The organism is Paenibacillus sp. FSL R5-0490 (assembly GCF_001956215.1).
Taxonomy (GTDB): domain Bacteria; phylum Bacillota; class Bacilli; order Bacillales; family Cytobacillaceae; genus Cytobacillus.
The window spans coordinates 96,978-119,131 of sequence record NZ_MRTQ01000006.1 but is presented as its reverse complement, the minus strand read 5'-3'; the positions used below and the strand labels follow the sequence as shown (position 1 = coordinate 119,131).

The window sequence follows — 22,154 nt, the reverse complement described above, 5'->3', positions numbered from 1 at the left end:
CTCGAGTTACTCTTCTGAAGCCTGGAATTGACTTTTTAGATATTCGATAAATCGGAGGCTGATCCCTGATTCAATTTCGAACATCAGTCGATTGAATTCGGCTAGTGCCTCGTTTTCAAGAAGGCGGTAAGGGTCTTCCTGTCCATAGCCTCGCAGGTGGATGCCATCTTTAATGATCGTCATGACTTCCAGGTGCTGAATCCAGTTCGCGTCAATCAGCTGAAGCATAAATCTCTGCAGCTGATTTCCCAGCTCTTCCTCTTCCTGAAGGGAAAGAATCTGATTCTCAAGCTCTGCATATTCCTTCATGACTAAATCAGTTATCTCTTCTTTTTCTTTGTCCTGAAGATCATACAGGCTGATATTAAACTGAATAAATACAAAGCTAAGCTCTTCTAAAAGGCCATTTAGATTCCATTCTCCGCTCGCGATGTCTTCAGTACAGTATTTATCAATGATCTGCAATAGATATTTTTTGATATAGCTTGTTACTTCAGGGAATGTCTCACTTGCCTCAGCCTTTAATAGCCTGTCTCTCATTGAATAGATGACTTTGCTTTGGCGGTCGATTACATCATCCAGTTTCAGCAGATGGCTTCTTGATGAATGATGTGAGTGTTCAACCGTTTCCTGGACGCGGCGCACGAATTTATTTGGGTCAGGAGATAGAATAAGTCCCGCTTCATTCGTTTTAATCTTTTTCAGATATTTTTCCATTTCATCTGGATCATAGTTGATAAAAAGATCGTCCTCTAATGAAACAATGAACTGGGAAGAGCCCGGGTCACCCTGTCTTCCGGACCGTCCCCGCAGCTGCATATCGATCCTCATGCTTTCGTGGCGCTCTGTTCCGATAATATGAAGTCCGCCCAATTCTTTGACGCCTTCGCCAAGCAGAATATCCGTGCCCCGGCCGGCCATGTTGGTCGCGATCATAACCTGGCCTTTTTGACCTGCAAGTGAAATGATGCGCGCTTCATCTTCTTCAGTCTTGGCATTTAGGATATGATGCTTAATGCTATGTTTTTTAAGCTGATCAGACAGTTTTTCGGACTGCTCAATCGAAGTTGTTCCTATTAAAATAGGTCTGCCTAATTCATGAAGAGTTTTAACTTCTTTTATGATTCTATTAATCTTGGATTGGTAATCTTTAAAGATTAAATCATCTTCGTCTGAACGCTGTATTGGTTTATTTGTAGGAATGGTTACCACTTTTAAATTATACGTTTCCAAAAATTCCTGTTTGGAAGGGGTTGCGCTCCCGGTCATTCCGGCAAGGCTTCCGTACATCCGAAAATAATTTTGAATGGTAATGGTCGCCTGTGTTTCATTCTCTTCCGTAACCTCAAGGCCTTCCTTAGCTTCCAGTGCCTGGTGAAGGCCTTCACTGAAGGTTCTGCCTTCCATTATTCTTCCAGTGAATTTATCTATCAGGATAATCTTTCCGTCTTTTACGATATAATCAACATCCTTCTTCATTACCACATATGCCCGTAAAGACTGCATAACATTATGAAGGAGATCCTGATGCTCGGCATCATATAAATTATCAATGCCAAAAGCTGCTTCAATCTTATAAGCGCCTTCATCTTTTAGATAAATCTGCTTGGTTTCTGGGTAAAATTCATATTCTGCGTCGGCCTTGAATGACTTCATCAGGTCGGCAGTAATATAGAATAATTCAGCTCCAAGACTGGATTTATTGGCGATGATCAGCGGAGTGCGGGCTTCATCAATTAAGATGCTGTCGATTTCATCGACGATGGCATAATGAAGCTTTCTTTGCACTTTTTGATTGATGTCATAAACCATATTATCTCTGAGATAATCAAAGCCAAATTCATTTCCGGTTCCATATGTAATGTGAGCAGAGTAGGCTTCTTTCTTTTCTTCAGGAGACATTTGCGAGATGTTCAAACCGACTTTGAGTCCGAGGAATTCATGTACCCTTCCCATTTGCTCAAAATCACGTTTTGCCAGGTATTCATTGGCAGTAATAATATGAACTCCTTTGCCTTCCAGAGCATGAAGGTAGCTTGGAAGAGTGGACACCAGTGTTTTCCCTTCTCCTGTCTGCATTTCGGCAATGCTTCCTTCATGAAGGACAAAACCGCCAATCAGCTGAACATCATAATGCCTAAGTCCCAATACACGTATTGCTGCCTCTCTGACAACACTGAATGCTTCTATCTTTATGTCTTCAAGTGATTTGCCCTGCTTAATATCTTCCATGAACATGGCAGTCTTTTGCCTTAGTTCACCGTCGGATAGCTTTTGGATCTCTTTTTCCCTACTGTTTACAGCATCGGATAATTTTGACAGCCTTTTAATTTCGCGGGTGGAGTCACTGAGCATCATTTTAACCTTTGTTAGCATACTTTTCGCCTCTATTTCCAGTAAAAATTGACCTAGTCGAATTATATCATATTGGGCATATTTTTGTTGAAGTGGAAGAAATTTCTAGTATAATTGTAGAATAATAGGACAGTCTTTGTAACTTTCCTGTAAATAGACACGTCTGTTTATTATGTGGAAAGGAAGGTGGAGTAATAACTGGCAAATCGGGAATAGAGGGAATGCGAATCAAATTAATATTCTTTCCTTTAAAGGTATGAAATATACCTTCCAATTAAAAAAACATTGCGTATTTAAAGATATGTGTTACGATATTCATGATTAAGCTAACAATAAAACTAACCTCTGCAAAAGGTGATGATGAATGTATATTCAAGCTGCTATAGCTTTTCTAGTATCTCTTGTAACTGTCTTAGTCATTACGCCGCTTGTCATAAAGTTCGCCATAAAAATCGGTGCGATTGATAAACCGAACCACAGAAAGGTTCATAAAAATGTGATGCCCCGATTGGGTGGTCTTGCGATTTTCATCGGAGTCGTCGCCGGTTATTTTGCGGGCGGGTTATACGACCAGAAGGTCACAGCCATTAGCGTTGGTGCTCTTTTGATTGTTGCAATCGGGATTCTGGATGACAAATATGAATTATCCGCAAAGGTGAAATTCGCCGGACAATTAGTTGTGGCCGGTTTAATTGTTGCCAGCGGTCTAACAATCGATTTGCTTTCGATCCCTTATATAGGAAACTTTGAGCTTGGAATGTGGAGCTATCCTATTACAGTGTTCTGGATTGTGGCGATTACCAATGCAATCAATCTGATTGATGGCCTGGATGGTCTTTCAGCCGGAATTTCAGCTATTGGAATTGCAACTATTGCCATCATGGCTGGATTAAATGGCAAAATGCTGATTTTAATGATTTCAGTTATTTTGCTGGGAAGTATTATCGGGTTTTTATTTTACAATTTCCACCCGGCGAAAATATTCATGGGAGATACAGGTGCTCTGTTCCTTGGGTATTCAATCTCCATTCTTTCTCTGCTGGGGCTATATAAAAGTGTAACCCTGTTCAGTTTTCTTGTACCGATTATTATATTGGGTGTGCCGGTCTTTGATACGACATTTGCCATTATCAGGCGGATTGTCAATAAAAAGCCGATTTCGGCACCTGATAAATCGCATTTGCACCATAGACTTCTTGCGCTTGGATTTTCCCACAGGAATACCGTATTAGCGATATATGCCTTTGGGATTATGTTCAGTATTAGTGCTGTTATCCTGTCAGAGTCCACTTTATGGGGATCTGTCTTTATCATCTTCGGCCTGCTTGTAGTTACAGAAGTATTTGCTGAAATCATTGGCATTGTCCATGTTCAGTATAAGCCGGTGCTAACTCTGTTTAAAAAGCTGACGGGCAACCGTTCATATGGTAAGTAACGATAATTTTATAAAAATTAAAACCGTTTGTAGCATTTTATGGTGCAAACGGTTTTTTTAAGAAATTTTATCGCTTATTATTTCCCTTTTTCAAAAAAATATGCAAGAATTTAAAAGGTGAAAAATCACTGTTCTTCTTTATGTGGAATTTATGTCGAAAAAGGTAATATCTTATACTTTTTTTGTCATATTTTGATCATTATATTATTAGAAGTTGTGGTAAACTAACTTGTGAATTTTAATTTTATTTATTTTTGGAGGTATTCTTAATGAAAGTACCTATGCTTGACCTCAGTGAACAGTACCAGGGATTAAAATCTGAAGTATTGGAAGTTCTTGATGAGGTTATGAGTTCTTCAAGATTTATCCTTGGGGACAATGTAAAAAAATTAGAAGCAGATGTTGCGAAATATAGTAATGTTAATCATGGCATTGGCTGCGGTAACGGAAGCGACGCCATACATATTGCGCTTCAGGCTTTAGAAGTCGGCCCTGGAGATGAAGTAATCACAACTGCATTTACATTCTTTGCTACCGGCGGAGCAATCGCCCGTGCTGGTGCTACGCCTGTTTATGTGGATATTGACCCAGTAACATTTAATATTGATCCGTCCAAAATCGAGGCGGCGATTACAGAGAAAACGAAAGCGATCATACCTGTACATTTGTACGGCCAAATGGCTGATATGGAAAGCATTGCGAAAATTGCTGAAAAGCATAACCTTGCGATTGTTGAAGATGCTGCACAGGCAATTGGATCAAAGCATAACGGAAAAAGTGTAGGGGAGCTTGGCACAGCTGCTACTTACAGCTTCTTCCCAACGAAAAACCTTGGAGCATACGGAGATGGAGGCATGATTGTTACGGATAATGATGACGTAGCAGAAAAATGCCGTGTCATCCGTGTGCATGGAAGCAAGCCGAAATATTATCACCATGTATTGGGCTATAACAGCCGCCTGGATGAGCTTCAGGCTGCTGTATTAAACGTGAAATTCCCTCACCTGGATACATGGAGCGAAATGCGCAGAAAGAACGCGGACACATACACTAGCCTTCTAAAGGAAAAAGTGGGTGACCATGTTGTAACACCTGTTGAAAAAGAAGGGAATTATCATGTTTTCCACCAGTACACACTGCGAGTGGAAAATCGTGATGAGCTTCAGAAGTACCTTCAGGAGCAAGGGGTTTCAACAATGATTTACTACCCGCTTCCATTGCATGTTCAGCCAGTATTCCAGGAGCTGGGCTACAAAGAAGGAGATCTTCCTATAACTGAAAAAGCGGCTAAAGAAGCCCTTTCTCTGCCAATGTTCCCTGAGCTGAAAAGAGAGCAGCAGGAGTATGTCGTAGAGAAAATTGCAGAATTTTACGGTAAATAAAAATCCAGGAAACGCCGCCGGACTGGGGGCGTTTCTTTACATGCTTACAAAGGGCTGGTGTTGGAATGAGAGAAGAAAAGAAACGATTTGTACTATATGAATACCTTATGTACTTCTGGAAACGAAAGCATTATTTTTTAATTGTTCCGATTATCACGATGCTGCTGATTGGCGGAGCGGTTTATTTTTTGAAGAAGGATATGCCATATACGGGGCAGGCACTGGTTTATACAGGTTCTATTACTTCACCGGATTTGACACGCCAAAATAATATTGAAGCAACATTTGAGGATGAAAAAAATCTAGAGATAGTTGTAACTTCTAAGCAGGTGAAATTCGTCTTAAAAGGAGACAATAAAAAGGATATTGCGAACAGGCTCGACAAAATAACCGAGACATACAGGGGAATGCTGGTAAAACATTTCGATGAAAGATTTCAAACGTCAGATGTTTATGTCCAATCACTAAATAAACGAGTTTCAGTTCTTGAAAAAGCAATTGAAAGTTATAAACAGGAACTTGAGAAAGGTTTAGATCCCGACCAATATGAGGATGTAACGGCTTTAATTATTGAAACTGAGAAAGAGCTTACTGATGCGGCCGCCACTCTCAACCGCATGAGTAGTGATTTGCTTTTTTACCAAAAGGAGAAGCCGAGAGTTTTAACTGAAACTGTAACCCCAAGCAAAAACTACCTAAAAGAAGGCGCAGCCATCGGCCTAATCCTGGGACTTGTACTAACCGTCGCATTATTGGCATTACTGAAATATCTAAGTGAAGGCAGGAGATACTACAATGATTAATTTTGCTATTGTAGGTATGGGACATATCGCAAATAAGCATATCGAGGCAATTGAGAAGGCGGAAAATGCAAACCTGTATGCAATCTGCGATAACAACCCGGCAAGACTTGAGATTGACAATCCTAATGTAAAGAAATATACCGATCTAAATACAATGCTGGAAGAAAATCCGGATATCCATGTGGTGAATATCTGTGTTCCTTCCGGACTTCATGCAGCACTAACGAAGATTGTTGCAGATCATAAAAGACATATTATTGTTGAAAAACCGATGTCATTAAAGCTTCAGGATGCTGAAGATATGATTCAATATGCCAGTGAAAATGGCGTAAAGCTTGCTGTTGTCCATCCTAACCGGTTCCGTCCGGCTATTCAAAAGCTGAAGGCTGAAATGGATAAAGGTTCATTCGGAAAGCTGAGCCATGCGAATGCGACTGTGCGCTGGAATCGCAATCAGGCATATTATGATCAGGCAGCATGGAGAGGCACGAAAGAATTTGATGGCGGCGTTCTTATGAACCAGGCTATCCATGATCTTGATCTTATGCTATGGCTGATGGGACCTGTAGAGTCTGTTCAGGCGATGGCAGCGACACGCCTCCGTAAAATCGAAACTGAGGATGTTGCAGCAGCAGTTGTTCAGTTCAAGAGCGGGGCACTGGGCGTAATTGAAGCAGCGACTACCATCTATCCGAAAAATCTGGAAGAATCGCTTGCGATTTTCGGTGAGACTGCTTCGGTTAAAATCTCCGGCAGAAATGCAAACTACATTGAAACATGGGATATCGAGGGTGTAGAGGAAGAAGAAGCCGAGAAAATTAAAGATGAAATTAAAGCAGATCCATTCGGCAAGCCAGGCCATCAATGCATTATTGAAGACATGGTACTTGCATTGAAAGAAAACCGTAACCCAATTGTAACTGGAGAAGACGGTTTAGCTCCTGTAAAATTGATACTGTCAATTTTAGAATCAGCAGAAACTGGGAAAAAAGTCGTTATAAAGTAAAGGAGAATGCAAGATGAGTGCATATCAGACATTAATAAATAAAATCGAGAATAAAGAAGCAGTTATTGGTGTAGTAGGATTGGGCTATGTGGGCCTTCCGCTTGCTGTAGAAAAAGCAAAAGCGGGATATAAAGTAATTGGCTTTGATGTACAGGCTGCCCGTGTAGAGCAAGTTAATATGGGGATTAACTATATTGGAGATGTTGTGGATCAGGATCTTGCCGATATGATTAAGGACGGCAGATTGGAAGCAACAACAGACTACGCTAAAATTCAGGAAGTTGATGCAGTGGCGATTTGTGTGCCAACACCGCTTGATATTTACCAGCAGCCGGATACTTCATATGTTGAAAGCTCTTCTAACGAAATTGCCAAGTATGCGCATGAAGGAATGCTGGTTGTATTAGAATCAACAACATACCCTGGAACAACTGAGGAAATTGTAAAGCCTGCTCTTGAAAGCAAAGGCCTTACAGTAGGAGAATCAGTATTCATTGCTTACTCTCCAGAACGTGTGGACCCGGGCAATAAGCAATTCAAAACTAAAAATACGCCTAAAGTAGTTGGCGGTATTACTGAAAACTGTACAAAAGTAGCTTCTGCACTTTATCGCAATGTACTTGAAGGAGATGTGTTCGAAGTTTCTTCTCCAGCTATTGCGGAAATGGAAAAGATTTTTGAAAATACGTTCAGACATATCAATATTGCTCTTGCCAACGAAATGGCGATCCTATGTGAAAAAATGGGCATTGATGTATGGGAAGTAATTGATGCTGCCAAAACAAAACCATATGGTTTCATGGCCTTCTATCCTGGACCTGGCCTTGGCGGACACTGTATCCCAATCGATCCATTCTACTTAACATGGAAAGCGCGTGAGTACAATTATCACACAAGACTGATTGAGCTTTCCGGAGAAATCAATAACAGTATGCCTGAGTACGTAATCAACCGTGCTATGCAAATCCTGAATGAAGACGGCAAAGCCCTTCGCGGAGCTAAAATAACCATTCTTGGTGTGGCATACAAAAAGGACATTGATGATGTCCGTGAATCTCCAGTCCTTAAAATTGTTGAACTGTTAGAACAGCATGGAGCTGACTATACGGTGGTTGACCCTTATGTAGCTTCATTCAAATCATGCGGTGCAAAAGTGGAAACGGTTGAGCTTTCAAAGCAGCTGCTTAATGATTCGGATCTTGTTCTTGTTACAACAGACCACTCAGACTTTGACTATAAGATGATTGCTGACGAAAGCAAAGTCATCTTCGATACACGTAATGCAATGAAAGATGTTGAAAAGCCAAACAAGTACGTTAAACTATAATTTCTAAAGGTAAAGGGAGATTCTTATGAATTTTATTGATCCTACAGTACAAACCGATTCATCTGTAAAAGTTGGGTACTATTCCGTTATAGAAAAAGACGTAAAACTTGGCAAAAACGTTGTCATTGGAAATCGCGTTACCATTCATGAAGGCACTGTTATTGGCGACAATACAACCATTGCGGATGGTGCTGTTGTGGGGAAACCGCCAAAACCGGCCAAGACGAGCACTGTTAAATTATCTGACTCTATTCCTGCGCTTGAAGTGGGAGAGGATGTGACGATTGGTGCGAATTGTGTCATCTATCGCGGTGCTAAAATCGGCTCTTCCACTTTGATTGCTGATCTTGCGAGTGTAAGAGAAAACGTGGAAATCGGAAACTATGTCATTGTTGGACGCGGTGTTACAGTAGAAAACTACGTGACCATTGGCGACCGCACAAAGATTCAGTCCAATTCTTATATTACTGCTTATACGACATTGGAAGAGCAAGTATTCATTGCGCCATGTGTAACAACTACAAATGATAACTTCATGGGCAGAACGGAAGAGCGCTTTGATAAAATCAAGGGTGCAATCGTTAAAAAAGGTGCCCGCGTTGGCGGTGCGTCCATTATCCTGCCAGGCATTACAATTGAAGAAGAAACATTTGTAGCTGCTGGTGCTCTTGTTACAAAAAATACCGGGGCGAAAACATTAGTAAAGGGTGTACCCGCTAAGTACGTCAAGGATGTTGACGAGCGGGAGCTGTTATAGGTGCTCGCCCAATTTAAGCGTTTAGGAGCGGATTCGCTCCTTTACGCATTTATGAATGTCGGAACCAAGTTAATCGCTTTTATCATGCTGCCTATTTATACAAACTATCTGCCTCCAGCGGAATATGGAGTGCTTGATATCATAGATAAATGGACAGCCATGCTGACGTTTTTGATTATTTTCGGCACTGATTCTGCATTGTCTTTCTACTATTTTGAAACAAAGGATGAAGGCAAAAAGCTGGAGCATGTCCGTAACGTCATGTATTTCAGGATCTTTATTGTAGCTTTGCTGGGACTCATTGTACTTGCAGCTGGCCCTTATATTTCTGAGCTCCTTTTTGGCGATTCAGGGTATGTAAGGCTCTTATATATCAGTATTGGGGTACTTTTTCTGGATACCATTCTAGTTGTAGTGCTGATGGTGCTCCGCTTTGACTTTAAAACCAAAAAAGTCGTCATTTTCACAGTAGGGAAAATGCTGCTGGTTGCGATATTATCTTACCTTTTCCTAAAATATTTTGTTCAGACACCAGAAGGAATCCTGCTTGGAAGAATAGCGAGCAGTGCCATTATCTTTCTGCTTCTGCTTTCAACCAGCATAAAATATTTAAAACCCAAGATTTCCTTTCCATCGCTGAAGGAATTGGTTAAGTATGCAGCCCCGCTTGTTCCGGCTTCCCTTGCCTTTTGGGTAATTGCCAATGCAAGTGTTTTCTTTCTGCAGGCTTTTCATTCCACAGAAGAAGTAGGGATATATGGAGCTGCCACCAAGCTTGCTACCGTCATCACTTTGCTGACAAGCGGAGTACAAATGGCTTGGCGTCCTTATTCCATGTCCATCAAAGATAAAGAAAATAGCCCTTTGCTCTTTTCAAAAATTTATATGGGACTTCTGCTAATGGGGATTTTTGGAATCATGGCTATTGCAACGGTCATGCCTTTCATTATTGGTATTCTTGGCAAAGACTATTACAATGCCTATCAATACGTGGCATTGATATCGGCAGCGACGTTCCTGAATTTTTATTACCTGATTATTTCTGCCGGTTTATTTTTCACAAAGAAAACCGGGGTTATCTCCATAACGTTTGGCATTGTGGCTGTGATTAATACAGTCTTAAACATTACGCTAATTCCGGTGTTCTCCATCTGGGGTGCCGTAGCGGCTTATTTGATTGCTTATATGACTGCCATTGTATTCATATTCAGAAAAAGCCAGCAAGCATATTATGTACCGGTGTCATTTGGGAAAATGGCATTTTTATTTGTAAATATGACTGCTGCTGTTATCAGTATTATTTATGTTCAGGAACATGAGCTTAACTACTTATTTATCGCTTTAGCCTGGCTTTATATGCTTCTAATCATTGGAATCAGCCGGGTTGATAAAGATTTCAGAAGAAAATCATTTCAAACTGAAAAATCATTGAATGAATAGAATTGGAAATGCTAAATAGAAGAGAACTCCACAGGAGGATGAATAATGAAAATTCTAACAGTATTAGGCGCCAGGCCTCAATTTATCAAAGCCGCTCCTCTTTCACGGGTTTTGCGTGAAAATCACCAGGAGTTAATTGTTCATACAGGACAGCATTATGATGCAAATATGTCTGATATCTTTTTTGAAGAATTGAACATTCCAAAGCCTGACTATCATTTGAATGTAGGATCCGGGAACCATGGCAAGCAGACTGGCGAGATGCTTGCGAAAATAGAGGAAATTGTACTGGAAGAAAAACCTGATTACCTATTGGTCTATGGGGATACGAATTCCACATTGGCAGGGTCTTTAGTTGCTTCCAAGCTGCATATTCCGGTCATACATATTGAAGCGGGATTACGAAGCTTCAATAAGAAAATGCCGGAAGAAATTAACCGCATTATGACTGACCATGTCTCAGAGTTCCTGTTCTGCCCGACTGATACAGCAGTGGAGAATCTGAAAAACGAAAACATCACACACAATGTCTTCAATATTGGGGATGTTATGTATGATGCAGTTCTGTACAATAAAGGGCTGGCAGCTGAGAAATCATCTATTCTGAGCGAGAATGATTTAACTGAAAAAGGCTTCCATCTCATCACAATCCACAGAGCTGAAAATACGGACGATATCGGGAATATGAAAAATATCCTGGAAGCATTCTCAAAAATTGAAGATGTAAAAGTATGGCCCATTCATCCGCGTACCAAGCATAAGCTTGAAGGGTACGGCCTGAGCTTAAGCGATGTTCCTAACCTGAAAGTTATTGATCCAGTAGGTTATTTGGACATGCTGACATTGGAAGCAAATGCGAAGAAAATCATTACGGATTCTGGCGGAGTCCAAAAAGAAGCGTACTTCATGAAAGTTCCTTGCGTAACAGTACGCGAACAGACAGAGTGGGTTGAAACGCTTGAAGAAGATGCAAACATTCTTGTTGGTACAGACGTAAAACAGCTATTGGATGCTGTAAACAAAGAAGTAAATCCATCTTATAAGGAAGTTTTCGGGGATGGAAAAGCAGCGGAGAAAATTGTATCTCTAATCGATAACAGATAAGGCGGCTAAGCTATGCTCTATCTTTTAATTTGGTGTATTGTTTTAACGGCTTCCATTTACCTTTTCAAACAGGCTGGCGGAAGCCTCTCCCTTTTAAAGCCAAATATGATTTCAATCATATTTTATTATTCATTTCTCATTTCCAGCTTTATCGGGACTTTGCTGATTGGAATGGGAGTGGATGATTACTATATGATTAATCGGCTAAGATTTGAAGAAAGCAGGCAAATAGGTTTTTATATGATTTGTCTGGTGATGTTTCTGTTTCCGTTAATCATGATGTTAATCTCAAAGCTGAGCAATTTTGATGCCAAAGAGGAATTTAATTCGTATCTTGCTAAGGATATTTCATTGCCTTTTAAAGAGAAGAATGAATTCTTTCTTATCTTTCTCATGCTGTCTGGCATTTCAATGCTGTCCATTCTATATACGCTTTGGAAAGCCCCTGTCATTCCTATTCTCGAAGTTGCTTTAGGGAACAGTGAGTATTCACCTGGAGAACTAAGGATCATGGCTCAAAGAGAATTCGGCGGTAATGTATTGATACGTAACATTTTCGCGATTGCATTGACCCCGCTTCTGTCCCTGATTGCGTACGTCTATGCTGTCAGGACTGGACAGGTGAAATGGAAACTGCTGTATCTGTCTCTGTTTGCAGGTGCTATTTTAATTAATATCTACGATTTGGCTAAATCGCCAGTGTTTTTCTATTTGATTATGTTCCTGCTGCTGAGCCTGTATATCGGTGTGATCCGATTTACTGTAAGACGTTTGGTTTTATGGGGGATGCTGGGTGCTGCTGCTCTTGTTTCCATGTATATCGTGATTCAGGGTGTGACGGATATTGGTTCTTATTTGTCCTATAATTCCGGTCCTGTTGGCAGATTGATTTTTGCTCAAATTGCGCCGACTTTCCTGCATTTTGATTTATATGGTAGTTTACTGCCGTTTTTAAATGGGAAAAGCCTGCCAATCATTACGGATTTATTTGATATGGATCAGGTCCGTTCCGCCAGGGTTGTAATGGAAACGGTGTTCCCGGAAAAGGTAGAAGCAGGTACAGCAGGGGTGCTGAACACTCTTTTTATTGCTGAAGCATATGCGAACTTTGGGTACCTGGGTGTCATTGTCAGCACAATTTATATAGCTGCATTAGTGCAGATTTTATATATCGTATTGATTAGGCTCCCTAAAAATCCGGTATTTTTATGTTTGTTTATTTTCTTTACCATTAATATTCCAAGAACCCTGGTTGGAGGGTTTGCAGACTTTTTATTCAATCCAATCTGGATGCTGATGACAGGTTTGTTTGTGGGGATCTTAATATTTATCAGACTTCGTATTTACTTGACTGCTTTACGGCTGAAGAAAAGGTCTGGAAATGAAGTTTAAGGAGAAATTCCATGAAAAAAGTATTGCTTTATTATCCTTTTGAAATAGCTGAAAATGCGAATAGCGGATCCAAACTCAGGCCAAAAGAAATCCATCAGGCTTTCTTGAACTGGGGGAAGGAAAATGATGCAGAAGTTCTTCTGCTGTCAGGTTCTTCAGCCGCAAGGGAGGAGCTTTTTAACAGTTGGAAAAGTGAAGGGAAGCTTGATGATATTTGGTTCTGCTATATGGAGAACCAGACGATTCCCTTTTGGCTTACAGATAAAGGGCATGTTCCCAAAAAACCATTTATCGACCTGAAGGTCATGAAATTTTTAAAACAGAAAAATGTGCCTGTCGGTGTATTTTATCGGGATGTTTATTGGAAATTTGATGAGCTTTATCCTTTAAGAGGTCCAAAAAAGACAATCATGAAAACTGTTTATCGGATGGAAGAAAGCTTTTACGAGAAGTATTGCGATGTTATTTTCCTTCCAAGCGATGCAATGGGCGAGTATGTTGATATTAATAAGAGGAAAATAGCTCTGCCTCCCGGCGGTAAAGCAAAGAACATCATCAAAAAAGAAAAAGACAGTGTGGCTGCTCAGGGATTATATGTTGGCGGGATAAACAACGAAGATTATGGTTTATTTTTGCTGCTGGACGCTTTAGAGCTGGCTAACAAAGACCGTAGAGTCTGTGATTTGACTGTTGTCTGCCGCGAAGAGGAGTTGGCCAGTCTTCCTTCTGAAAGAAGAAACCGTCTTGAAAAGCTGAATGTGACGGTTAAGCATTTGAGCGGGGAAGCATTAAACGAATTATACCGTGAAATGGATTTTGCTTTCATCCCGCGATATAGAAGCACATATAATGATTTCTCTGTGCCTGTAAAGCTTGTGGAGTATCTATCCAATGAGCTGCCTGTCATTGCCACGTATTGTGAGGCACAAAGAGATATTATTGAAACGGATGGCTACGGGTTAATCTGTGCAGACCAGGCAGATGATATGGCTAGAGCAATTGAAGAAATGGCGGGTCATACACAAATATACCGTCACAACATTAAGCAGACTTTTGCCGATAAGCATTCCTGGCTTGCAAGAGTCAAGAAGGTAAAGAGTGCCTTGTTAAAGGAGGAACTATGAAAGTACTAATACTTGCTCCAAGCAGATCGATACACACCCATAAATGGGCTTTATTTTATAAAAATAAGGGCATTGATGTTAAGGTTGTTACATTCTCTGACCACTTTTCAGCAGAAAATGCCAAGGAAATCGACACCATCACCCTTCCTAAGCTATTACCCGGGAAATTGTCGTATATTTCGAGTGTTTTCGCTTTGAAAAAGGTACTTAAGAGCTATCAGCCTGACATTCTTCATGCACATTATGTATCAAGCTATGGATTTGTCGGTGCATTAGCCAATTACAAACCTTTTTATGTGTCCGTTTGGGGAAGAGATATTTTTCAATTTCCCCAGCAGGGCGGCGTGAACAGGAAAATTGTTGAATATACCCTTTCTAAAGCAGACGTTATTTGTTCAACAAGTCATATCATGGCTAAAGAAACAAACAAGTATACAGATAAAAAAGTGTATGTTACACCTTTTGGCGTGGATATGAACAAGTTCAGACCAATGCCTGAATTTAAGACTGAGGGGAAAGTTACGTTTGGGACTGTTAAGGCACTTTCAGATAAATATGGCATTGGTGATTTAATTAAAGCCTTTGCCAGGATTTATAAAGAAAAGACCAATTCTGAGCTTCTCATCGTCGGGGATGGACCGCAGCGGGCAGAGTATGAGCAGCTGACAAAAGACCTGGGAATTGATCATGTGACCGAGTTTACCGGACGGGTGCCAAATGATAAAGTCCCGGAATACATTAATAAAATGGACGTATTTGGAGTTCCTTCTACTGAAGACAGCGAGAGTTTCGGTGTAGCAGCTGTGGAATCAATGGCCTGCGGTGTGCCGGCAGTTGTGTCGAACGTCGGCGGACTTCCTGAAGTGGTGCTTGAAGGGAAGACCGGTTTTGTTGTGCCGAAAGAGAACCCGGAAGAGCTTGCAAAAGCGATGCTGCACTTAGCCGACAACAAAGAAAAAAGCATAGAAATGGGACTCGCCGGCATTGAACATGTAAAAACTAATTACAACTGGACGGATAACGCAAATGGCATGCTCGATTTATATGAGCAAACCTTGAATAAGGGGATGAAATCATGATTAAAAAAGCAGTAATACCGGCAGCCGGGCTTGGAACCAGATTTTTGCCTGCTACTAAGGCACAGCCTAAGGAAATGCTGCCAATCGTCGATAAGCCGACCATTCAATATATCATTGAAGAAGCAGTTGAGTCTGGCATTGAAGATATCATTATTGTAACTGGCAGAAGCAAAAGAGCGATTGAAGATCATTTTGATAAATCTGTTGAATTGGAAATGCTTTTGGAGAGAACGGGCAAACATGAGATGCTTGAGGTTGTGGAGAACATTTCAAACCTGGTTGATATCCATTATGTAAGACAGAAAGAGCCGCTTGGCCTTGGGCATGCCGTTCTTTGTGCAAAGAAATTCATCGGTAATGAGCCCTTTGCTGTTCTGTTAGGCGATGATATCGTTGACAGTGAAGTTCCAGCGCTTAAACAAATGATCGATCAATACACAAAGGTACAGTCCAGCATCCTGGGATGCAATGAAGTACCGCGCTCAGAGGTATATAAGTACGGTATTGTAAATTATTCTGAAAACACCGGCGACCTTTTTAAAGTTCAGAGCCTGGTTGAGAAGCCTGCAGTTGAAGAAGCTCCATCAACACAGGCAATCGTAGGCAGATATATCCTTACACCAGCTATTTTTGATATGCTCGAGGATGTCCAGCCGGATAAAAAGGGTGAAATTCAGCTGACAGATGCAATTGACAGCCTTCTTGATGAGGAATCAATTTACTCTTATATCATTCAGGGAAACCGTTATGATGTCGGAGACAAATTCGGATTCCTGCAGGCATCAATTGATTTTGCTTTAAAGCGCCCTGACCTAAAAGATAAGCTGTCAGCCTATCTGAAAGAACTAAATGTTAAGTAATGGAGATGGGAAAATGAGAGTGATTTACTTGTGTCAGCATTTTCCCCCTGAAACTGGAGCTCCTCAGATTCGTGTTTACGAAGTAAGTAAAGAGCTTATCAGCAGAGGGCATCAGGTGGAAGTCATCACAGCTTTCCCGCATCATCCTCATGGCATCATTCCAGAGGAGTATAAGGGACGCTTCTATATGTTTGAAAACTGGGATGGAATTCCTGTACATCGTTCATGGATTTATCCATCTCCAAAGGGAAGTTTCTGGAAAAGGCTTGCTTCCTATTTTTCTTTTACGTTCAGCGCTTTTTACTCGATTCTTAAATCAAAGCCGACAGATGTGATTATCTGTAATTCTCCTCCGCTATTCCTTGGCATTACAGGGTATTTAGGAGCGAAAATGAAAAGGGCAAAGTTTGTATTCAATGTTGCAGATATTTGGCCGGAATCAGCTGTAGAGCTTGGGATCCTGAAGAATAAATCATTTATCCGCCTGGCTGAGCGCCTTGAAATGTTTCTTTATAAGAAGTCCTGGAAAATTGCGACTGCCACGGAAGGGATTAAAGACTACATGGTCCGCAAAGGAAAGAAAGAGGAAGATGTATTTCTTCTTCCTAACGGGGTCAACACAGATACATTTGCTCCCCAGCCGAAAAACACTGAGCTGTTGAGAGAAGTAGGTATTGAGGGCAAAAAAGTTTTTATGTATGCCGGAAATCTTGGTTATGCCCAGGGTCTTGATTCTGTTCTGAGAGCCGCTGCTCTATTAAAGGACAAGCAGCCGGATGCCCATTTTCTGTTTGTTGGCGATGGACAGGAGCGGGAAAAGCTGCTGAGCATCAAAGAAGAACTGCAGCTTGATAATGTAACCTTCTATGGTTCTGTACCGGTTTCTGCGATGCCGGATATGTTTGCCGCAGCAGATTACAGCATTGTTTCTTTAAGGAATATCGAACTTTTCAAAGGTGCAAGGCCTTCTAAGATATTTCCTGCCATTTCTTCAGGTGTGCCTGTTCTTTATTGTGGAGATGGAGAGAGTGCCGCCATTCTGGAAGAGTATAATTGCGGTAAGATTGCCCCGCCTGAAAACCCGGAAGGCATTGCTGCCGCAATTTCAGAGTTAATGAGTGTAAGTGATGCGGATTATCAAACCATGAGAGAAAGTGGCCGTAAGCTGGCCATTGATCAATACTCCTGGAAAAGCATCGTTGACGATATCCTTTTCCATTTGGGAGAGCAGAATAACGAAAAAAGAGCCAATTCCTAGGTGAATTGGCTCTTTTGCTTGTTCTATTTTGAAACTGTAGTTCCTTTGAAATAGTGGGTAATAATCTGTTCCGCTTTCCATCCTTTTTCGGCAAATCCCTTTGCTCCATATTGGCTCATGCCAATTCGGTGTCCCCAGCCTTTTCCGTTTAATGTAACAGATGTGATGCCTGAACCTTCATTGGTCACGATGCCGCTTGCAGTTTGAATGGAAACTTTTGAGTCAGAGAGTGTTACTTGGCCGTTTGCTGTCTGTACAGTCTGGCCCTTCATATCACTGATGTTTGCCGTACCGCTTGAGGTTTGGACGCTTAATCCGGATGCAGAGCCATTCAGCACCGCATCAAACCAGTTTGAATACAGCTGGTTATAGACATTTGAATTAGGAAGCGGGAAAAGCTTTCTGATGACAGACTCGTTGCCTGTTACAGTTTTATCGCCGGCAGATGTTTTAATGGTTACCCCGCGAACCTCTCCATTTGCTCCCGTTTTCGATAGAGTCAAATCATAAATGACGGCAGATGTATCTGAAAAACCAAAGTTTTTCAGCAGCTGTGCGGAAGAAAATGTTTCACTCCAGCTGGTGTATGGGGAGGACTCATATGGATCATCAACCGAAACGAGATAAGGATAATAAGACTGGTTGGAGTTCCATACGTCACCTACATTGGCTGTTCTGCCGCCGCTGGTTGAGAAGAAAAAGGTCTGGATAGGCTTTCCATTATATTTGGCCACTAATCCGGCTGTTTCCTGAATAGCGGTATTGGCCCTGGAATCTTCCCCTGAATAGCCTTTGTAAACCTGGCTTGCAGCTGTGCTTGTAAGCATCATCGTATTGGCAGCATAGCTTCTTGCTGCAATCGCTTGAGCCTTTAAAGCTTCTTTCGGCCAGGAAGCTGGCATCTCACTTGGAACAACACCTTTTAGGTAATCTTCCATATCCAGAAAGTTGATGACCTCAACTTGCGATCCATTCGGCTTTAAAAAGAAGCTGCCCCGATAGGTTGTCCCATTACTTACCTTGGCTGTGGATAGCGAGCTTACTTCTGAGAGTCTCACTGTTGTCGATAAAACCCATCCTGATAAACTTCCAGAAGAAACTTTATACCAGACATGTCCTTGTGCATTTGTAAAAGTGTCAAGGTAATTGGCGCTTTCCCCGGCTTTAAACCTCTTAATGACTTCGTATGAAGAGGTTGCACCCCTTCTTAATGGAGTATCTGCCGTAAAGACTGCCAGCTTAGAGGTACCGCTTAGTTCCTGCAGGTCAAATCCTTTGGCGGATTTCTGATTGAAGCCAGTAAAGCTGACAGAGACTCCGGACGTATCCTTGCTTACGTTTAAGATGGTGCTTTGCGGAATAACCATTTTGGCTCCAGTATCTTTATTAACAAGCTGATATGTTCCATTTAACGAAATGGTTAAACTTGATTTTAAATAAACAGATACATTTACTTCGTTACTATATTGTTTAGGTTCGGCTGCCTGAGTGAAGGCAGGCAAGCAAATGAGCAATACAAGGAAGCTGAAGAGTGAGATGATCTTTTTCAAAACTATCTCACCTCACTAAGACCGCCGAATACCCAGCCTTTTACTCCAGAAGAAGTTTGGGCATTATACCAGGTTTCTCCCTTAGAGTTTACGAAAGTCGAAATATACTTTAAGACCGTTCCTTTTGGCAGTGTTTGAATGACGCCATACGAAGTAGTGGCACCTTTACGCAAGTGAACATCGCCGGTTGTGATAACTTGAGAAGGTGCTGCAGTTGATGGTTTATCTATCGATACATTGCCTGAGAACACCCAGCCCTTTAAAGTTGACGATAATTCCACTCGGTACCATAGTCCGGTTGATGCTTTAAAAGAATCAATTACTTTTAAGCTTGATCCCATCGCTTTAGTGGCCACGACTTTATAATCAGTTGAAGCTCCGGAATGGATATTCACTGAGCTTTTTGTCACATAAACGGCAGAAGGAAGCTGTCCCTCAGCTGGCGGAGTGGTTGGATTCCCAATTTGGCTTTTCAGATTATTTATCTCCTGCTGCTGGGAAGCTAGCTTTGATTCCAGTTCTGTAATCTTGCTTTTCATCGGATTTAATTGTGATGTAACCCAATCGACACTTGCTAACACTACATTGCTGGAAGCATTGATTGCATTCGGAGTAAATAATACTGCTCCTGCTCCAATTCCAAGTGTTAAGGCACCTGCAGCGATCAATTTCTTCGTACGGCTCATTTATTTTCCCCCTGTAAATTTTATAGAAAGGTTTAATGCAAAAATAAATTGGGTACATAGTAAAATATATACCCAATTCTGACATATAGTAGATTAACAGATTGTGAAATTAAAGGAAATAGAATCTATTTATTTAAAATTTGTTAAAATATTCCTCTAATCCTTTTGTAATGCCAACAGCAGCTTTTTGACGGAAAGCTGTCGTTTTGAGAAGAGCTTCCTCTTTTGGATTTGAGATAAATGCAAGTTCAACCAGGACACTTGGAAGCTGGTTCATTCTATTTACATAGAAGTTCTGTTCTTTTACTCCTCTATTATAAGTATTCATAGATGAGATCATATTTTTCTGAATCGCAGTTCCCATTGTTTCACTTCTCGGACCATTAAAGTTAACAGTAGAATTGTAATAGGTTGTTGTTCCTTTTGAAGAAGATGAGAACGAATCACCGTGAATGCTGATAAACGCGTCTGCAGTAGAGTTGTTCGCAATGGCAGTTCTTTCTGCAAGTTCAAGAAAAACATCAGTACTTCTAGTAAGGATTACAGTAGCCCCGTATTTTTCAAGCTCTGATTTTAGTAAAAGTGCAGTACCGAGATTAACATCTTTCTCTCTTAATCCAGTAGGTCCTACAGCTCCTGCATCATGTCCGCCATGCCCTGCATCCACCACAATTTTCTTTCCTAATAATCCTAATGGAACAATCTTCACTGAAACCTTATTTGAGTAATCTCTTAAAGTAAATGAATACCCTGGTTCGAACGTAAGAACGACAGATTTTTGTGAACCGGATGCAAAAGTTTCAATGGACTTAATGCCTTTTATGCTTCCTTTTGGCAGTTCCACATCAGTCATAGCACCTGTAATCTTTAATCGGTTTGCAGACAAAGTAGTATAAGAGACTGCAAAGTTGCCAGGTTTAATCCATGTTAAATAATTCTCTCCATTGACTGTGGAATAGGCAGGGGAGCTTAGTCTCTTAGCAGATACAGTCGTTGTCTGAGTTTCTAAAACCCACCCCCTCGTTCCTTTCGCATTTTCAACATTCAGCCAGCCATTCAGCTTGCGCAGAATTTTCAAAGACTCGTTTTCAGCAAGATACGCGCTGACTCCATAGTTCGTTCCTGCACCTTTGCGGATGACTGCACCTTTTTTAGCAAAAACATATTTAAATACATTCTGTGATGTTACTAGTTCGTATTCCGGAGTCCATCCCGTTTTTCCGGATGCACTTTTTATTCGAATCCAGCGCTGTCCAAGAGAGTTGGTGAATTCGCCAAGAACGGATACTTTGCTGTTATAGGAAAGTCTCTCACTGATTTTATAATCATATGAAGCTCCAGCGTATAAAGCAGCATTCATTGTGCCTACCAGCATGGTTGTGCCAATGGATACAGAAGGCTGTTTTGAGACTACAGATTCGTGTATCCAGGCAATATTGCCTGAGGATGTTTTCACCTTATACCACAAATCTCCTGTTGAATCCTTAGCGGTTTCAGAGGCGGTCAGCTCATCGCCTTTGGAAGCCTGGCCGATAACAGAGTGACTTAAGGAAGGGCCGCTTCGCATGTTGGCGACATCAACACTTACATATAGTTTTGTATTAATAGTCTGATTGGCACTCGCACTATCAGCAGGGATCCAGCCGGCAAGGCTTGCGTTTACTTGCACTCGCAGCCATGCTTCACCGCTTGACGGAACAAAGTGGTCGAGCACTTTTACCTTTTGATTTAGTGACAATTTTCCGACGGATTGATAAGAGGAAGTGGCTCCTCTTCGGACATCTAATGAATTTACCTGGCTATAGACATAGCTTCCGATGGCAGGAAGATCCGGAGTTTCGGGTGCAGGCGGCAAAGATCCTGCCTTAAATGCACTTTCCTTAATCCAGCCCTGAACAGATCCTAAGTCCGCACGATACCAAACCTCGCCATTCGCATTTTTAAACGTATCAATAATCGTCACAGCTTGATTCTTAGTTACATATGTAACAATGCTATAAGAGTCGGTTGCCCCTTTGCGGACAGGAGCTTTGTCAATCTGAACCGTTTTGGTTTCTTTTGCAGGCGCAGGCGGTTTGACCTCTGCATCTGCTTTCAGATAGTCTTCTATAATCCATCCTTTTATAGTACCTGATTCAATCCGGTACCAAAGTTCACCGCTGCTATTCTTAAAACTATCAATCACTTTAACTGAAGTTCCTTTTGATAGTTTTGCGATAGCTTCATAGGAAGTAGTAGCTCCTTTGCGGATGTTGACATTATCTCCGGTTATGATAGCCTGCTTTCCGACCTGTATCCCGGAATTGCCTGTGGTCTGCTCTGTAAAACTGGATGCTAATCCCCAGCCTTTATTCGTGCCCAAATCTACCCGGTACCAAAGTTCTCCTGATGAATTGGTAAATTCATCGATGACGGTGACTGTTTTACCGGTTGACAGGGATGTAACCAGCGGATAAGATGTGGTCGCACCTGACCTGATCTCAACCTTTTGGCCTACAAGCATATTAGCAGGAAGATCTAACTCCTCCGCATTCACGAGGACAGGGAACAAAGCAGCAGTAGCAAGAACCGAAGATGCCAAAAATTTTTTCATAAT

17 protein-coding genes are annotated in these 22,154 nt (G+C 41.3%); 13 read left to right on the top strand and 4 right to left on the bottom strand.

The features are described 5' to 3' along the window. Positions 1–6: 6 nt before the first annotated feature. Complete coding sequence (secA2, locus tag BK139_RS06620) at positions 7–2,376, bottom strand: accessory Sec system translocase SecA2 (RefSeq protein WP_076257563.1); 2,370 nt, start codon at positions 2,374–2,376, stop codon at positions 7–9. A gap of 343 nt (positions 2,377–2,719) precedes the next feature. On the opposite strand from secA2, the gene BK139_RS06615 reads away from it, so the two are divergent. The 13 genes from BK139_RS06615 (at position 2,720) to BK139_RS06555 (ending at position 17,322) form a co-directional block, all read left to right on the top strand. Continuing rightward, positions 2,720–3,790, top strand: coding sequence for a glycosyltransferase family 4 protein (locus BK139_RS06615; protein WP_076257562.1), 1,071 nt, complete (start codon positions 2,720–2,722; stop codon positions 3,788–3,790). A gap of 269 nt (positions 3,791–4,059) precedes the next feature. Next, on the top strand, positions 4,060–5,172 hold the full coding sequence (locus tag BK139_RS06610) for a DegT/DnrJ/EryC1/StrS family aminotransferase (protein ID WP_076257561.1): 1,113 nt from the start codon (positions 4,060–4,062) through the stop codon (positions 5,170–5,172). Positions 5,173–5,237: 65 nt separating this feature from the next. Then, complete coding sequence (locus BK139_RS06605; protein WP_076257560.1) at positions 5,238–5,975, top strand: hypothetical protein; 738 nt, start codon at positions 5,238–5,240, stop codon at positions 5,973–5,975. Next, on the top strand, positions 5,968–6,981 hold the full coding sequence (locus BK139_RS06600) for a Gfo/Idh/MocA family protein (RefSeq protein ID WP_076257559.1): 1,014 nt from the start codon (positions 5,968–5,970) through the stop codon (positions 6,979–6,981). The genes BK139_RS06605 and BK139_RS06600 overlap by 8 nt, the downstream gene beginning before the upstream one ends. 13 nt (positions 6,982–6,994) lie before the next feature. Then, positions 6,995–8,308: a nucleotide sugar dehydrogenase gene (locus BK139_RS06595; RefSeq protein WP_076257558.1), complete on the top strand. Its 1,314-nt coding sequence runs from the start codon at positions 6,995–6,997 to the stop codon at positions 8,306–8,308. Positions 8,309–8,333: 25 nt separating this feature from the next. Next, complete coding sequence (locus BK139_RS06590; protein WP_076257557.1) at positions 8,334–9,065, top strand: acyltransferase; 732 nt, start codon at positions 8,334–8,336, stop codon at positions 9,063–9,065. Next, the gene (locus BK139_RS06585) at positions 9,066–10,505 is read left to right on the top strand and encodes a lipopolysaccharide biosynthesis protein (protein ID WP_076257556.1); all 1,440 of its coding nucleotides are present in this window, start codon (positions 9,066–9,068) and stop codon (positions 10,503–10,505) included. Between the two features lie 45 nt (positions 10,506–10,550). After that, the gene (gene wecB, locus BK139_RS06580) at positions 10,551–11,609 is read left to right on the top strand and encodes a non-hydrolyzing UDP-N-acetylglucosamine 2-epimerase (RefSeq protein ID WP_076257555.1); all 1,059 of its coding nucleotides are present in this window, start codon (positions 10,551–10,553) and stop codon (positions 11,607–11,609) included. A 12-nt stretch (positions 11,610–11,621) separates the two neighbouring features. Continuing rightward, entirely contained in the window at positions 11,622–13,001 is a 1,380-nt protein-coding gene (locus BK139_RS06575) for an oligosaccharide repeat unit polymerase (RefSeq protein WP_076257554.1), read from the top strand. An 11-nt stretch (positions 13,002–13,012) separates the two neighbouring features. Further along, a complete protein-coding gene (locus tag BK139_RS06570; RefSeq protein WP_076257553.1) occupies positions 13,013–14,125 on the top strand; it encodes a glycosyltransferase in 1,113 nt (370 codons plus the stop codon). Beyond that, the gene (locus BK139_RS06565; protein ID WP_076257552.1) at positions 14,122–15,204 is read left to right on the top strand and encodes a glycosyltransferase; all 1,083 of its coding nucleotides are present in this window, start codon (positions 14,122–14,124) and stop codon (positions 15,202–15,204) included. The genes BK139_RS06570 and BK139_RS06565 overlap by 4 nt, the downstream gene beginning before the upstream one ends. After that, positions 15,201–16,064 carry a UTP--glucose-1-phosphate uridylyltransferase GalU gene (gene galU, locus BK139_RS06560; protein WP_076257551.1) on the top strand — a complete coding sequence of 288 codons (864 nt, stop codon included), beginning with the start codon at positions 15,201–15,203 and terminating at the stop codon, positions 16,062–16,064. The genes BK139_RS06565 and galU overlap by 4 nt, the downstream gene beginning before the upstream one ends. A 13-nt stretch (positions 16,065–16,077) precedes the next feature. After that, positions 16,078–17,322: a glycosyltransferase family 4 protein gene (locus tag BK139_RS06555; protein WP_076257550.1), complete on the top strand. Its 1,245-nt coding sequence runs from the start codon at positions 16,078–16,080 to the stop codon at positions 17,320–17,322. Between the two features lie 23 nt (positions 17,323–17,345). Here the strand turns inward: BK139_RS06555 and BK139_RS06550 are convergent, their stop codons facing one another. The 3 genes from BK139_RS06550 to BK139_RS06540 all read right to left on the bottom strand — a co-directional run bounded on the left by BK139_RS06550 (position 17,346) and on the right by BK139_RS06540 (position 22,151). Then, positions 17,346–18,872 carry a SpoIID/LytB domain-containing protein gene (locus BK139_RS06550; RefSeq protein ID WP_076257549.1) on the bottom strand — a complete coding sequence of 509 codons (1,527 nt, stop codon included), beginning with the start codon at positions 18,870–18,872 and terminating at the stop codon, positions 17,346–17,348. Between the two features lie 2 nt (positions 18,873–18,874). Next, positions 18,875–19,558 carry an SH3 domain-containing protein gene (locus tag BK139_RS06545; RefSeq protein WP_076257548.1) on the bottom strand — a complete coding sequence of 228 codons (684 nt, stop codon included), beginning with the start codon at positions 19,556–19,558 and terminating at the stop codon, positions 18,875–18,877. Positions 19,559–19,691: 133 nt separating this feature from the next. Further along, positions 19,692–22,151, bottom strand: coding sequence for an N-acetylmuramoyl-L-alanine amidase family protein (locus tag BK139_RS06540; protein ID WP_076257547.1), 2,460 nt, complete (start codon positions 22,149–22,151; stop codon positions 19,692–19,694). Positions 22,152–22,154 lie beyond the last annotated feature (3 nt).

Bases quoted from the DNA above. Each gene is read 5' to 3' on its own strand.
- secA2 (WP_076257563.1), bottom strand. From the start codon at position 2,376: ATGCTAACAAAGGTTAAAATGATGCTCAGTGACTCCACCCGCGAAATT.
- BK139_RS06615 (WP_076257562.1), top strand. From the start codon at position 2,720: ATGTATATTCAAGCTGCTATAGCTTTTCTAGTATCTCTTGTAACTGTC.
- BK139_RS06610 (WP_076257561.1), top strand. From the start codon at position 4,060: ATGAAAGTACCTATGCTTGACCTCAGTGAACAGTACCAGGGATTAAAA.
- BK139_RS06605 (WP_076257560.1), top strand. From the start codon at position 5,238: ATGAGAGAAGAAAAGAAACGATTTGTACTATATGAATACCTTATGTAC.
- BK139_RS06600 (WP_076257559.1), top strand. From the start codon at position 5,968: ATGATTAATTTTGCTATTGTAGGTATGGGACATATCGCAAATAAGCAT.
- BK139_RS06595 (WP_076257558.1), top strand. From the start codon at position 6,995: ATGAGTGCATATCAGACATTAATAAATAAAATCGAGAATAAAGAAGCA.
- BK139_RS06590 (WP_076257557.1), top strand. From the start codon at position 8,334: ATGAATTTTATTGATCCTACAGTACAAACCGATTCATCTGTAAAAGTT.
- wecB (WP_076257555.1), top strand. From the start codon at position 10,551: ATGAAAATTCTAACAGTATTAGGCGCCAGGCCTCAATTTATCAAAGCC.
- BK139_RS06575 (WP_076257554.1), top strand. From the start codon at position 11,622: ATGCTCTATCTTTTAATTTGGTGTATTGTTTTAACGGCTTCCATTTAC.
- BK139_RS06570 (WP_076257553.1), top strand. From the start codon at position 13,013: ATGAAAAAAGTATTGCTTTATTATCCTTTTGAAATAGCTGAAAATGCG.
- BK139_RS06565 (WP_076257552.1), top strand. From the start codon at position 14,122: ATGAAAGTACTAATACTTGCTCCAAGCAGATCGATACACACCCATAAA.
- galU (WP_076257551.1), top strand. From the start codon at position 15,201: ATGATTAAAAAAGCAGTAATACCGGCAGCCGGGCTTGGAACCAGATTT.
- BK139_RS06555 (WP_076257550.1), top strand. From the start codon at position 16,078: ATGAGAGTGATTTACTTGTGTCAGCATTTTCCCCCTGAAACTGGAGCT.
- BK139_RS06545 (WP_076257548.1), bottom strand. From the start codon at position 19,558: ATGAGCCGTACGAAGAAATTGATCGCTGCAGGTGCCTTAACACTTGGA.
- BK139_RS06540 (WP_076257547.1), bottom strand. From the start codon at position 22,151: ATGAAAAAATTTTTGGCATCTTCGGTTCTTGCTACTGCTGCTTTGTTC.